Here is a 13200-nt window from a genome sequence, read left to right as displayed (position 1 = left end):
GTTTTATGAAGAAGAAATGGACAATGTTAGCGGCAACCACTGCGATGGCCGCTTTGATTACGGGCTGTGGAAACTCTGGGGATGATTCGAAAGGCAATACTTCAGAAAAACAGACGACTGCAGAGGAAAAAGTGATTCAAGATCAACTTGGCCGTGATGTAACGGTACCAGGTAAAGTGGAACGTATTGCGGTCGGTGGCATTCTTCCGTACTTCTCGACTTGGTATGTAGCAACAAATTCGACGAAGGAAGTTGTCGGCTTGCATCCTAATGCGTATAATGCCGCGGAAAACTCGATTCTTTCTGAAATATCACCCGATATTTTAAAGGCAGATACATCATTCATTAAAAATGGCGAAGTGAACGTGGAAGAATTGATGAAAGTCAATCCGCAACTTTACTTTGAAAAAGCACAGGACCAAAAGTCCATAAACAAATTAGAAGATGCAGGTGTTTCGGTTGTGGCACTCAACCCTATGGATGCAGCAGCTGCGGAGCCATTGGCTACCTTCAACAGTTGGTTGGAACTGACTGGGGAAATTACGGGCACTACCGAAAGAACGGACAAGTTCTTGGAAAAGGGCCAAGCCGTTCAAGCCGAATTGGATAAGAAATTAGATGGCATTAAGGATAAAGACAAGCCTAGAGCATTAATCCTCTATCAGCACAGTGATAAAAGCATCATGGTCGGTGGGAAGAGCTTCTTTAGTAACCAATGGTTAAATGCTACAGGGGCCTATGATATAGCAGCAGAAGAAGTTACAGGAACAAAAGAAGTCAATATGGAACAAATCTACAAATGGAACCCGGATATCATCTACATTACGAACTTTTCGACAACTCAGCCTGAAGACCTAACGAACAATACAGTGAACGGACAAGATTGGAGTCAGGTCAGTGCTGTACAAGAAGGAAATGTATATAAAATTCCGCTGGGCATCTATAGATGGTTCCCACCAAGCGGTGATGCACCTCTTATGTTAAAATGGATGGCTCAGAAAAATCATCCCGAGCTATTTGATTATGATATGAAGGATGAAATCACGGATTACTACTCAGAGTTCTATGATTATGATGTAACGGAAGAACAAGTAGAGAACATTCTTCACCCATCTTCCGAAGCCGCAAAACAGTAAAGTAGGGAATAAAAATGAAAAAATGGAAAACGGTCCTCTTCTGGATATTGCCCATTGCGATGGTTCTCCTATCATTGAGCATCGGACGCTTTGGAATGGACTTAGGGACTCAAATTAAAATATTGCTTTCAACTGTGTTTCCAATCGAGCCAACATGGACACAGATGGAAGAAACAGTGGTCCTTCAAATACGTCTGCCACGAATTTTACTGGCCTTGTTAATCGGTGCGGGCCTATCGATTGCAGGCGCCTCTTTCCAAGGGATGTTCGGCAACCCCTTGGTCAGTCCCGATATCCTAGGAGTGTCTGCAGGTGCTGGGTTCGGTGCTTCCCTTGGGATTTTATTATTGGGACATGGTTTTGCATCTCAAGTCTTGGCACTTGGCTGTGGTTTAGCCGCCATCGTTTTCACGTTCATAATCAGCGGCAAAAAAGATTCACCGGTCTTCATGCTTGTTTTGGCTGGGGTTGTCACCTCCGCCCTTTTCCAAGCGTTGATCTCGTTAATTAAGTTTGTCGCCGACCCTGAGGAAAAGCTGCCAGCCATCACATACTGGTTAATGGGAAGCCTTGGAACGGCCACATACAAGGATTTATATGTGGGTGGACCAATCATCCTTGTCGGCATCTTGATTTTATATTCACTACGCTGGAGAATCAATTTACTGACCTTACCTGAGGATGAAGCAAAATCGCTAGGTATCCCGGTCACTAGATTGAAGTGGACGGTCATTCTTGGTGCGACGTTAATTACGGCTTCATCTGTAGCGATAGCCGGTATCATCGGCTGGGTAGGACTGATTATCCCTCATGTGGCAAGAATGCTCGTCGGGAACAACAATCAACTTGTCCTGCCGGTATCCCTATCGATTGGTGGCGCCTATTTACTCCTGATCGATAACCTGGCACGTTCTGTAACCGCTACGGAAATTCCGCTATCGATATTGACAGCCATTATCGGCGCACCATTCTTTGCGATTCTACTTAGAAAGACAGGAGGTGGGTGGTCATGAAAATCGAGGTGCAGGGAGGGAATTTTTTCTATGCTAAAAAAAGAGAGAAAGCTCCTTTTCTTTACCAGACCGACATTGACTTTTCGTTGAATGACGGAGAGATCATGGCGATCCTTGGCCCGAACGGTGCCGGTAAAACCACGATGCTGAAGTGTATCACCGGCCTTCTTGATTGGAAAAAGGGTCAAACGCTCATCGACGGAAAGCCGCTTACTGCGCTATCACGCAAAACGATCTGGAAACGAATCGGTTATGTTCCTCAGGCACATAAAATGGTTTTCGGATTTACTTTGGAAGAGCTTGTCATTATGGGAAGGGCGCCTTATATCAGTACGCTGTCCCAGCCTTCTGCAAAGGACCGGGAGGCTGCCATCGCTGCTCTTGAAATGGTTGGCATTGCGCACCTTGCCAAAAAGTCCTGTAATTCCGTCAGTGGTGGGGAATTGCAGCTGGCCTTGATTGCCCGGACGCTTGTATCGAATCCGGATGTATTGATTCTTGATGAGCCGGAATCGCATCTTGATATTCAAAAGCAAATCGTGATTTTACAGACACTTAAGCGGTTATCGAAAGAGAAGAACATTTCTTGTATCATAAACACGCATTATCCGAACCACGCATTCTACTTGGCTGACCATGTTTTAATGACTGCCAAGGAAAAGCGTGTGGTGTATGGCGAAGTCCGCGAAGTGATGACGGAAGCCCGGATGAAAGAGTACTTCGGAATCGAAATGAAGAAAATCATTTATGAGGAAGAGGATGACTTTTTGATTGAAACGATGGTGCCGAAAGATCTAGGTCTTTTACGTGATCAAAGTACATGCCGTTTTAATAGTGACATCTAAAGCTATAGAAGGCAGCCATGTGATGGTTGCCTTTTTGCGTTCCAAATCTTAATTTAAAGTAATCTGAAATATCATATAATACGATTTCCTAAATGGTGTATAATGAAAGGCAGTGAAATTATATACATATGAACAATTTGGTGTCTGTAAGGACTTGAAAGGGAAGTTGGTGAAATGCCAACGCGGTCGCGCCACTGTAAATGGGAGTTAACGGATGTATACCACTGTATGAATAATATGGGAAGGTGCCGTTAGCAATGACCATGAGCCAGGAGACCTGCCAAAATTGTACACCGGTAACCACGCGGATGGGGAGGTGTGTGGCAGAGCTATGTCCCTTTTTTGTTCCGTTGCCATACATGCATCCTCCGTTTTGATGGGGGATGCTTTTTTGTATGTCTTTTGATATTCGCAACACATGTGTGAAGGTCCAGAAATGAACTCAAAAATGATGGAGGTTTTAAGATGAGGAAGATATATAGTTTCATGCTTGTGATGGGATTGATGGTCGGTATACTGGTTGGCTGTAGCGATGCCTCCCAGGATGGAACAGGAGAAAACCAGTCGACAAAACAAGCTGTTAACCAGGGCTTCCCGCTTTCGTTACAAGATGCAGTGGGTAACAAAGTCACCATCGAGCAGAAACCAGAAAAAATTGTTTCATTAATCCCAAGTAATACAGAAGCGGTCTTTGCGCTAGGTTCGGGTGAGAAAGTGATTGGAGTGTCTGAAAATGACAATTACCCGGAAGAAACGAAAGATATTCAGAAGATAGGTGGAATGGAAATAGATACAGAGATGATTTTAGCCTTGCAGCCTGATATCGTTCTTGCTCATGAGAGTGCCCATAATTCCAAAGAAGGAATCCAACAGCTTAAGGATGCGGGTATTCCAGTTATAATCGTGAATGATGCTAAAAGCTTTAAAGAAGTGTATACGTCTATCGAGATGATTGGAACGGCAATAGGGGAACTGGATAAGGCAAAGGAAATCGTCAAGACGATGCAGACCAAGCTGGAAAAGATCAAAGAAAAGGCTAAGGCAATCAAGAGTGAGGATAGAAAAAGTGTTTTTGTAGAGGTTTCACCGTCACCTGAAATCTATACAACGGGAAAAAATACTTTCATGGATGAAATGCTGGACATCATTTCAGCGGATAATGTCGCAGGTGAATTGGATGGCTGGGTAAAACTCGATGAAGAGTCGATGATAGCGGCCAACCCGGATGTCATCATTACAACCTATGGTTACTACACAGGAGATCCAGTCAAAGAGGTAACGGGAAGAAATGGATGGGCCGACATTCAGGCAGTTAAGAATGGTGAGGTTTTCGATGTCCATTCAGATATTGTCACTCGTTCCGGTCCTAGGCTTATAGAGGGAGTAGAGGAACTTGCCAAATCAGTCTATCCGAACGTATTTAAAAACTAAACGGGCATTGGCCTATGTATTTGCCCTATCATTTTTGGTTATTTCGATATTGATCGGTATTTCCTTAGGATCGGTTTCCGTTCCGATACCAGTGCTTTTGCAAATCATTGGCAAGGAAGTCCTTCATTTGCCCCTGGCCATGGAACCGGATGGGACACTGACGAATATCGTGATGAATATCCGCCTGCCGAGGGTCGTGCTTGCAGGTTTGGTTGGGGCATCCCTTGCAATAGCAGGGGCAGCATTTCAGGGATTGCTCAGGAATCCCCTAGCTGACCCCTATACCCTGGGAATATCCTCAGGGGCTTCGCTTGGTGCAGTATTAACGTTGTTTTTGAATTTGTCACTGCCGTTTTTTGGCCTATATACACTGCCTACATTAAGCATTCTTTTTTCATTGTTGACGATTTTTTGCGTATTGACCTTTGCAAGAAAAATGGATCGTTCCATGAAGGTAGAAACGATTATTTTAACCGGTATCATTTTCAGCTCGTTTTTAAGTGCTTTCATCTCATTGATGATTGCATTGACGGGTGAGGAGTTAAGGCAAATCATCAGCTGGCTGATGGGAAGTGTCTCGATGCGTGGTTGGAGTCATGTCACGATCATTTTGCCATTTTTCCTCCTTGGTTCTCTCGTTTTGATGATGAATACCCACGAATTGAATGCCATGACATTTGGGGAAGACCGTGCGAGGCACCTAGGCGTGAATGTTCAGCGGAGGAAGATGCTGATTCTGATCGCCGGCTCGATACTGACAGGGGCTGCCGTTGCCGTATCAGGGACGATTGGCTTTGTAGGGCTGGTCATCCCCCATTTGGTCCGCAGGATTTGGGGGCCAGACCATACGCATCTGTTGCCATTATCAATGATTGTGGGAAGCGGATTTTTAATATTGGCTGATCTGGTGGCACGAACGATCATCGCACCGACAGAATTGCCGATAGGTGTTATTACTTCGCTTATCGGTGCGCCGGCATTCGCATTTATTTTATTAAAGAGACGGAGAGAAGGGTAGAAGTGTATGCTTGAAGTTAAAGGGTTAACAGGAGGATATGATAATAAAACGGTTTTGGACTCCGTCTCGTTTGATGTAAAAAAAGGAGAATTATTCGGTATTCTTGGTCCGAATGGAAGTGGGAAAACGACGCTATTGGGGATGCTTAGCGGTATCCTGCCGTATCAGGCGGGAACCATCGATATTAAGGGGAAAGACCTACAGGGATATTCGTCCAAACAACTGGCACAGGTCATCGCCGTTTTGCCGCAGCATTCCTCATTGGCTTTTTCCTATACAGTAAAAGATACCGTGGCCCTTGGGCGATATGCGCATCAAACAGGGTGGTTTCATAGTTGGACGTCTGAAGACGAAGAAATCGTTCAACGCGTGATGATGCAAACGGGAGTGGCAGTCTTTCAGGAAATGCATTTTGAACGTTTGTCAGGTGGGGAAAGACAACGTGTTTTGTTGGCACAAGCTCTTGCACAAGAACCGGAAATCCTTTTTCTCGACGAACCGACGAACCACCTGGATCTGTCTTATCAAAAAGAACTTCTTGATTTGATGAGGAAAATGGCTAAGGAACAACAATTGACGGTCATTTCAATTTTTCACGACTTGAACTTGGCTGGCTTATATTGCGATCGCCTGATGTTGCTTGAAAAAGGGCGAGTCCAAGTGATTGACGTGCCGAATGAAGTGCTTCAGCAGGAGCGGATTCAGGAGGTATATAGGACAAAGATCGAAAAACATCCTCATCCTGCCTTACCTAAGCCGCAAATGTTCATTGTACCCGAGAAGCATACAGGAGAGCTGGACCCTTTGGAGATCAATGAAAGTTATCTGAACCAGGCTCCGGAGTTCCTTCATTTAAGTTCACCCATTCCGCTTAGAACCATGTCATCCGGCGTAACTGGTTCGGGAACGGGGTGGCATCAGCACTTTGTTAATCGACATGTCCACTACGATTACAATTGTGATGACCATATTGCTGAAATGGCTGACTATTTGAAGACATACGGATTTGAACCGCAGGAAACCGTCGGAATGATGACGGCCGTGTTTTTGGATACAGTGTCATATCGACTTCTAAGAGATGAGGGTTTTTCGATATTCATCATGGTAACAGCGGGGGTAGGGAATGCCATCGATGCCTCTTTGGCAGACAGGCATTCATGGACTTCATCGCCGGGTACGATCAATACCTGGGTTTTCGTGAATGGCCATTTGGCGGAAGAAGCGTTCATTCACTGTATCGTGACAGCTACCGAGGCGAAGGTTAAAGCGCTTCATGACCTACATGTCTTAGATCAGGTGACAAACACATGGGCGACTGGAACATCGACGGATAGCATCTTGATTGCAGCAACACAAAGAGGAACCACCCTCCGTTATGCGGGTACCATCACGCCCCTCGGGAAGTTAATTAGCCGTGGCGTTTATGACTGTACGGTGGAAGCGATTGAAAATAGTAGGAAACGGATTGAAAGCTTATGATTTTTCACCATCTTTATGCAATCACATTGGCATTTATCCTAGATTTGGTCATTGGCGACCCTCCTGATTGGCCACACCCGGTTAAATGGATAGGATTGCTTATCAATAAACTTGATGAAGCTCTCAACGAAGGGACAAGAAAGAAGCGGAATGGACTGTTCATGCTACTGCTCATCTTGCTGCTCGTGTTGGCGGCCACAGGCATCACCGTCTATTTAGCGTATAGAATCCATCCTGCTGCCGGTATCATCTGGGAAGCGCTACTCATTTCCACCACGATCGCTCAAAAGAGTTTAAGACGGGCGGGAATGGATGTTTATCGACCATTGAATACACGGGATATGGCCAAGGCGAGGAGGAAGCTTTCTTATATTGTGGGCCGTGATACGGCAGATCTAGATGAACCGGAAATTGTTCGGGGTACCGTTGAAACGGTAGCGGAAAACACGAGTGACGGTATTACGGCTCCCCTGTTTTGGGCTGCCATCGGAGGCGCGCCACTTGCCATGATGTATAGGGCAATCAATACATGCGACTCCATAGTCGGATACCAAAATGATAAATATGCTGACTTCGGATGGGCTTCTGCCAAGCTTGACGATCTAGTGAACTGGATTCCGAGCCGTTTAACCGGTTTTTTGATGCTGATTGGATCAAAGTCAGTCCATAACGGCTGGAAGGGGCGGTGGGCTATATTATTCAAGGATGCCCATAAGCACCCAAGTCCGAACAGTGGGTGGTGCGAAGCGGGTGTTGCAGCCATCCTGGGCGTTCAACTGGGCGGAAGGAATATGTACAAAGGTGTGGTGTCCAATCGAGCTAGAATGGGCCTTCCAATTGTTCCGCTAGAAGCGATTCATATAAAAAAAACGATTACCATCATGCATCGGACTTCTTTTTTATTCCTGTTGATGCTTTGGTTAGGAGGACTTTTATTTGCAATTACCAACTCATGGCTCTAATCCGCATTATCTTTACAAAGCACTGGGAATCGAAATGCCACAATCGTATGTGGACTTCAGTGCCAATATCAACCCATTGGGTCCACCCTCTAGTATAAAACAGAGATGGTCGGGGTTTTTTGAGGGTATCCTCGACTACCCAGATCCACATGCCGTAGAGCTGACACATATGATAGCAAAAAAAGAAGCACTTCATGAAGATTCTGTACTTGTTGGAAACGGGGGAGCGGAAATCATAACGCTTGTGGCGAAAGAACTGGCGAATAAACGAGTGTTAATCATTCAACCAGCCTTTGCCGAATATGCCGAATCTTGTTTGGCAGCAGGTTGCGAGGTCGACTTTTTTCAACTGGAAGCGCCCAGGTGGGAACTGGACTTGGATCGATTACGTCCGCTTTTGCCTCAGTATGCTGCCATCTTTTTATGTACGCCCAATAATCCGACTGGCATTTCTTATAAGGAGGAGACAGTACGGGAACTAATCGAAGCATGCCAAAAAGCCCAATGCATGATGGTGCTGGATGAGGCCTTTTATGATTTTACGGATAATGCCTTTTCCTATGCACCTCTTATTAAAGAGTTTCCTCATTTGCTCATTTTACGATCAATGACGAAAATTTTCGCGATACCTGGATTAAGGCTGGGTTACCTATTGGCTGACCCGACCATTATTACACGGGCCAAGACCTTCAAACCACATTGGAGCGTCAACCATATCGCCCTGGAGGTAGGCAAACTCTGTTTGGCAGAAGAAGCATATATGAGTAAAACAAGAGCATATATTCAAAGGCAAAAAAGGGATTTATTCCGCTTTTATAAGGAACTGGATATCGAGGTCTCTGAAAGTACGGTGAATTTTTACTTAGTGAGGGACGAGTCTCTTTCCCTGTTTCCCTTTTTACTGAAAAGGGGCATCGTGCCGCGCCATACTTATAATTTTCCTGGTTTGGATGGCAGGTGGCTCCGGTTTGCAGTGAAAAGTGAGCAGGATAATAAGGCATTGATGGAGGCGGTAAAACAGTGGAAAACTCTAGGCTCTATTTTATAACGGGGGGCGTTCGAAGTGGTAAAAGCAGCTTTGCAGAAAAAAAGGCGGTGGAGCTTGCCATTCAATCGGGCGGCAACCTACATTATCTTGCTTGTGGCCGGAGTTCTGATGCCGAAATGGAAGAGCGGATTAATAGGCACCGTCAGGACAGGCATAGAAGTCCGCTTGCATGGAGGACATCAGAATATCCGACGGATGTTAGCCGAATAGGGAAGGACCTGGATGCAAAATCAATCGTCTTGCTTGATTGCCTGACGACGTTGCTCGATAATGAATTATTTCTGCCTAATGTGCCCCTTACAGAGGATTTTCTACATAAAGTATTCACCAAAATAATCAAGGGCATCGGTGAAATCAGGAAGGAAGCTCAAAGCCTGATTATCGTAAGCAATGAAGTGGTACAGGAGCCCATTTTTCAAGATGAATTTCTACATACATACGGAAAAGTGCTCGGATTGCTTCATCAAGCGATCGTTGAAAGGGCAGATGAGGCCTATCTTGTCGAATCAGGTGTCCCTCTAAGGATGAAAGCGGGTATCCCTGAATGAATAGCTGGATTGGATTCTTAATTAACTTGCAATTTTTTACGGTGTTTCCCATAAAGAAACAACTTCCAATGGATAAGAAGTATATTCACCGGGCGATCCAAACGTTTCCTTTGGTCGGATTGTTTCTAGGTCTGATATTAGGGGGAGTGCTATACGGGCTTGTGGAATGGACACCATTTTCCCCCCTAGCCATTGCGTTTGTGCTATGGGTATTAACGATTGCCCTAACAGGTGGGTTGCACCTTGATGGTTGGATTGATGCAAGTGACGCCTTCTTTTCGTACCAAGATAAAGAACGACGACTGGAGATCATGAAGGACTCCAGGACCGGTGCATTTGGTGTCATTTCTGTCATTGTGCTGTTAGCTGCCCGCTTTATATGGATGTATGAAATCATCGAACGGATCAATGAATGGACTTATTTTTTGATTATCATGGTTCCCTTTCTAAGTAAATGCGTGATGGGCTATTTACTTAGCCGGATGCAGTTGGCTAAAAAAGAGGGACTGGGCGCCTTTTTCCAAAGTGCAGTCAGGAAAAACAGCTTGCACATATATTGGATTTACCTGCTTTTAAGTTTTGCGATAGCTTATTTAATCGATATCAACCTCATGGCTTTATTCGCGATCATGGGGATCGCCGCACTACTCTTTCTCCTTTATATAAAACGGAAAATCATCCGTTGGTTCGGTGGAATAACGGGTGATGTGCTGGGCGCGTCAGTTGAAGGAGTGGAGGTGTGGTTATGGCTGATTCTGTGGCTATTACACTACTTCGCCATGGGTTGACGGAAGCCAATGAGCGAAAAGCCTATTTAGGGTGGACGGATTCTCCCTTAAGCATAAAAGGAAAAAGGGATATCGAAGAATGGAAGCGATACTATCCAAGATATGAAAGGATTCATTCAAGCGACTTACTTAGGTGCATGGAAACATCAAGGCATCTGTTCCCGGAGGTTGATCCAGTGGGATGGCCTGCTTTCCGTGAAATGAATTTCGGCAGGTGGGAAGGCCGAACTTATGAAGAACTGAAGACGAATGCTGATTATCAAAAATGGCTGGAGGATCCCATGGTGGCAGCTGTTCCTAAAGGGGAGAGTTATCCTGAGTTTTCCAGGCGGGTTCATAATGGCTGGGCCCGGTTGATCGCGGATGAGGATAGCTCCACGTATGCGGTGATGACTCATGGAGGTGTGATACGTGAGCTTCTTGCCCGTTATGCACCGGTGGAAAAGCCCTTTTGGGATTGGTCGATACCCCATGCGAAGGGGTATGAGCTGATTTGGGAAAACAAGGAAAGGTTGAGGAGGGGTGAACGTTGCACTTTGTTACAGGCGGTGCCTATAATGGGAAAACTAAATGGGTCAAGCAATTTTACGGGTTGAATACTGAGGGTCTATGGCTATCAGGCTATCAAAACGACCAACCGGATTTCAGAGATTTTCAAAAGGATATCGTCGTGCTACAGGGAATCGATGCGTGGATTGGGCAGGATGTGAATATCATGGATGTGGAGTCAATCCGGAAGAAGTGGAAGGAAATCCTGGACGGCTGGCGAATATGGGAGAAAGAAGAAAGTGGTCGCACATGTGTTGTCATCGGTTCGGATCTATCAAAAGGCATCGTTCCAATCGAAAAAAAGAACCGTCAATGGCGTGATGCATGCGGATGGATCTTTCAAGATGTGGCCTCCATTTCTACACGCGTGGATATCATTTGGTATGGAATCAATCAACGAATTAAATAGAGGAGGAATAGAGATGAAAATATATACACGTACAGGTGATAAAGGGCAAACAAGCGTAATCGGGGGCCGTTTGGATAAGGATGATATCCGTGTTGAATCTTACGGGACTGTGGATGAAGTGAATAGCTATATTGGGCTTGCCGTAACTGAATTGGATTCGGCGGTTTTTGAAGATATACTAGTAGATTTGGAAAAGATCCAACATGAGCTATTTGACTGCGGTGGTGATTTGGCGACCGTTTCTGATAAAGCCCCTCAAAAGTTGACGGATGAGGCGATTACATACTTAGAAGAACGAATCGATGCCTTCATCGTCGAAGCCCCTGAATTGGAAAAGTTCATATTGCCAGGTGGTACAAAAGCGGCTGCAACAATCCATATAGCACGTACCGTTACAAGAAGGGCTGAACGATTGGTGGTTTCCTTGATCAAATCGGGTGCAGCGGTGTCTCCTCTTTCCCTGCAATATTTAAATCGGTTATCGGATTATTTCTTTGCGGTCGCACGAGTGATCAACTTCCGCCTTGGTGTGAAGGATGTCGAATATGCCCGTAGTGCTAACGTATTCCGCGGAGGAAAAAGAAAGGAAAAGGAATAAACATGAACGCAAGAAAAATCACCATGAGTTCCATGTTCATCGCCTTATCGTTGGTCGGGGCGATGATCAAGATTCCTTCCCCAATTGGAAGTATAGCTTTCGATAGCTTTCCGGCACTATTGGCGGCTGTTGCATTAGGCCCGATTACGGGAGGAATCGTGGCTGGTTTAGGCCATATCTTATCTGCCTTGATTGGCGGCACGCCACTTGGTCCGTTTCATTTCTTAATCATGTTGGAAATGGCAGTCCTTGCTTGGATGTTTGGTGTCCTATATGACCACGATAAGAAAATAAGCGCTTTTTCCTTTTTCTTTTTAGGTAATGCCTTCATCGTAGGATTACCTTTCGCATTCTTGGTTAGCACTGAGTTTTACATGATGTTGGTACCTTCCTTAACGGCGGCTACAGCATTGAATGTATTCTTGAGCATTCTTTTGATTCCTCGTCTCGTGCCAGTCTTGAAAAAGGTGTTCATACGAGAAGGAATGATTGGATGATGGATTCACTGATCTTGCCGTTCAATGATTCCCAGTCCTTGGTTATCTCAACAGATAATAGTGGTGGAATCGGGCTGAAGGAAAAAGATCTTGTTCATGTCCCATATGAGGTGGTCGGCTATTACTCTTTTCGGGTAGCGGTCATGGAATGTTTGGCCTCCGGTGGGAGCCCAATCGCTGTCGTCCTTCAAAACTTCTGTGGCGATGAGGCCTGGGGAAGTTTGACGAAGGGTGTGAGGAAGGGAATGGATGAAATAGGGTTAGACCTGTCCATTACTGGCAGTACAGAGAGTAACATGCCCCTCCAACAATCCGCATTAGGGTTGATGGTCATTGGAAAAAGGGAAAAAGGGTTGGGTTCGAAGGAAACTTCCAATCGGAAAATGGCCATTGTCGGCAGGCCGTTGGTTGGCGACGAGGTTATGGAACAACAGCAGTGGGTTGCACCTTTATCCCTCTTTAAATGGTGCTCCGAACTTGAAGGGGTCCGCCTCCTTCCTGTAGGTTCGAAAGGCATTGCCTATGAATGGGAGCAGCTGGATCCTCAAGGTGGGGGAATACCCGAACGGATAAAGAGTCGTGTAGATATCGAGAAATCATCGGGTCCATCTACCAGTTTTTTGATCACCTATCCTGAAAGCCTAGAAGCGGACATTTTCCAACGTTGCGGTCCGCTTATTCTCGTGTGATGGTACATATGTATATAAAGGGAGAGACCTGATTTGCGCCGAGTAGGGTCCCTCCCTTTTTCGTCTAGTAAGCGCCCTTGATGATCCTATAATTCATCTTATGAGTTGGAGTAATTAGGGAAACACTCATAATATTACGGAGCTGTTTGTTAAAGATCCGTTCATATGGCTAAGCTACTGGAATGGTTGA

Annotated in this window: 15 protein-coding genes and 1 riboswitch; all 15 genes read left to right on the top strand. The window is 45.4% G+C overall.

Annotation, left to right across the window (positions count from 1 at the left end):
• Positions 1-5: 5 nt before the first annotated feature.
• The 15 genes from ACIQXH_RS14530 (at position 6) to ACIQXH_RS14460 (ending at position 13010) form a co-directional block, all read left to right on the top strand.
• Positions 6-1136, top strand: coding sequence for an ABC transporter substrate-binding protein (locus tag ACIQXH_RS14530; protein ID WP_402955006.1), 1131 nt, complete (start codon positions 6-8; stop codon positions 1134-1136).
• Between the two features lie 14 nt (positions 1137-1150).
• A complete protein-coding gene (locus ACIQXH_RS14525) occupies positions 1151-2149 on the top strand; it encodes a FecCD family ABC transporter permease (RefSeq protein WP_402955003.1) in 999 nt (332 codons plus the stop codon).
• Positions 2146-2994, top strand: coding sequence for an ABC transporter ATP-binding protein (locus ACIQXH_RS14520; protein ID WP_403124198.1), 849 nt, complete (start codon positions 2146-2148; stop codon positions 2992-2994). The genes ACIQXH_RS14525 and ACIQXH_RS14520 overlap by 4 nt, the downstream gene beginning before the upstream one ends.
• Before the next feature lie 121 nt (positions 2995-3115).
• Positions 3116-3293: riboswitch (cobalamin riboswitch) on the top strand.
• A gap of 166 nt (positions 3294-3459) precedes the next feature.
• Positions 3460-4425: a helical backbone metal receptor gene (locus tag ACIQXH_RS14515; RefSeq protein ID WP_402954997.1), complete on the top strand. Its 966-nt coding sequence runs from the start codon at positions 3460-3462 to the stop codon at positions 4423-4425.
• Entirely contained in the window at positions 4388-5443 is a 1056-nt protein-coding gene (locus tag ACIQXH_RS14510) for a FecCD family ABC transporter permease (RefSeq protein WP_402954994.1), read from the top strand. Before ACIQXH_RS14515 ends, ACIQXH_RS14510 begins: the two co-directional genes overlap by 38 nt.
• Positions 5444-5449: 6 nt before the next feature.
• On the top strand, positions 5450-6922 hold the full coding sequence (locus ACIQXH_RS14505) for a heme ABC transporter ATP-binding protein (protein WP_402954990.1): 1473 nt from the start codon (positions 5450-5452) through the stop codon (positions 6920-6922).
• The gene (gene cbiB, locus ACIQXH_RS14500; RefSeq protein WP_402954987.1) at positions 6919-7884 is read left to right on the top strand and encodes an adenosylcobinamide-phosphate synthase CbiB; all 966 of its coding nucleotides are present in this window, start codon (positions 6919-6921) and stop codon (positions 7882-7884) included. The genes ACIQXH_RS14505 and cbiB overlap by 4 nt, the downstream gene beginning before the upstream one ends.
• Entirely contained in the window at positions 7859-8932 is a 1074-nt protein-coding gene (gene cobD / locus ACIQXH_RS14495) for a threonine-phosphate decarboxylase CobD (protein WP_402954984.1), read from the top strand. Before cbiB ends, cobD begins: the two co-directional genes overlap by 26 nt.
• Complete coding sequence (locus ACIQXH_RS14490) at positions 8905-9480, top strand: bifunctional adenosylcobinamide kinase/adenosylcobinamide-phosphate guanylyltransferase (protein WP_403124195.1); 576 nt, start codon at positions 8905-8907, stop codon at positions 9478-9480. Before cobD ends, ACIQXH_RS14490 begins: the two co-directional genes overlap by 28 nt.
• Positions 9477-10268, top strand: coding sequence for an adenosylcobinamide-GDP ribazoletransferase (gene cobS / locus ACIQXH_RS14485; protein ID WP_402870151.1), 792 nt, complete (start codon positions 9477-9479; stop codon positions 10266-10268). Before ACIQXH_RS14490 ends, cobS begins: the two co-directional genes overlap by 4 nt.
• Positions 10226-10864 (top strand): histidine phosphatase family protein, encoded by a 639-nt coding sequence (locus tag ACIQXH_RS14480; RefSeq protein WP_402954978.1) that lies wholly within the window; start codon positions 10226-10228, stop codon positions 10862-10864. Before cobS ends, ACIQXH_RS14480 begins: the two co-directional genes overlap by 43 nt.
• Complete coding sequence (locus ACIQXH_RS14475; protein ID WP_402954975.1) at positions 10798-11226, top strand: bifunctional adenosylcobinamide kinase/adenosylcobinamide-phosphate guanylyltransferase; 429 nt, start codon at positions 10798-10800, stop codon at positions 11224-11226. Before ACIQXH_RS14480 ends, ACIQXH_RS14475 begins: the two co-directional genes overlap by 67 nt.
• Positions 11227-11239: 13 nt before the next feature.
• Entirely contained in the window at positions 11240-11824 is a 585-nt protein-coding gene (locus ACIQXH_RS14470) for a cob(I)yrinic acid a,c-diamide adenosyltransferase (RefSeq protein WP_402954972.1), read from the top strand.
• Between the two features lie 2 nt (positions 11825-11826).
• Entirely contained in the window at positions 11827-12321 is a 495-nt protein-coding gene (locus ACIQXH_RS14465; protein ID WP_402954969.1) for an ECF transporter S component, read from the top strand.
• The gene (locus ACIQXH_RS14460; protein ID WP_402954962.1) at positions 12318-13010 is read left to right on the top strand and encodes an AIR synthase related protein; all 693 of its coding nucleotides are present in this window, start codon (positions 12318-12320) and stop codon (positions 13008-13010) included. Before ACIQXH_RS14465 ends, ACIQXH_RS14460 begins: the two co-directional genes overlap by 4 nt.
• Positions 13011-13200: the final 190 nt, after the last annotated feature.

Origin of the sequence: Peribacillus sp. NPDC097225 (assembly GCF_044761955.1) — a bacterium.
Lineage (GTDB): Bacteria > Bacillota > Bacilli > Bacillales > DSM-1321 > Peribacillus.
This window is presented reverse-complemented; position numbering and strand designations above follow the sequence as displayed.

Excerpts from the sequence above, each read along its gene's own strand:
- cbiB (WP_402954987.1), top strand. The coding sequence starts at position 6,919 with ATGATTTTTCACCATCTTTATGCAATCACATTGGCATTTATCCTAGAT.
- ACIQXH_RS14520 (WP_403124198.1), top strand. The coding sequence starts at position 2,146 with ATGAAAATCGAGGTGCAGGGAGGGAATTTTTTCTATGCTAAAAAAAGA.
- ACIQXH_RS14470 (WP_402954972.1), top strand. The coding sequence starts at position 11,240 with ATGAAAATATATACACGTACAGGTGATAAAGGGCAAACAAGCGTAATC.
- ACIQXH_RS14530 (WP_402955006.1), top strand. The coding sequence starts at position 6 with ATGAAGAAGAAATGGACAATGTTAGCGGCAACCACTGCGATGGCCGCT.
- ACIQXH_RS14505 (WP_402954990.1), top strand. The coding sequence starts at position 5,450 with ATGCTTGAAGTTAAAGGGTTAACAGGAGGATATGATAATAAAACGGTT.
- ACIQXH_RS14480 (WP_402954978.1), top strand. The coding sequence starts at position 10,226 with ATGGCTGATTCTGTGGCTATTACACTACTTCGCCATGGGTTGACGGAA.
- ACIQXH_RS14515 (WP_402954997.1), top strand. The coding sequence starts at position 3,460 with ATGAGGAAGATATATAGTTTCATGCTTGTGATGGGATTGATGGTCGGT.
- ACIQXH_RS14525 (WP_402955003.1), top strand. The coding sequence starts at position 1,151 with ATGAAAAAATGGAAAACGGTCCTCTTCTGGATATTGCCCATTGCGATG.
- ACIQXH_RS14465 (WP_402954969.1), top strand. The coding sequence starts at position 11,827 with ATGAACGCAAGAAAAATCACCATGAGTTCCATGTTCATCGCCTTATCG.
- ACIQXH_RS14460 (WP_402954962.1), top strand. The coding sequence starts at position 12,318 with ATGATGGATTCACTGATCTTGCCGTTCAATGATTCCCAGTCCTTGGTT.
- cobS (WP_402870151.1), top strand. The coding sequence starts at position 9,477 with ATGAATAGCTGGATTGGATTCTTAATTAACTTGCAATTTTTTACGGTG.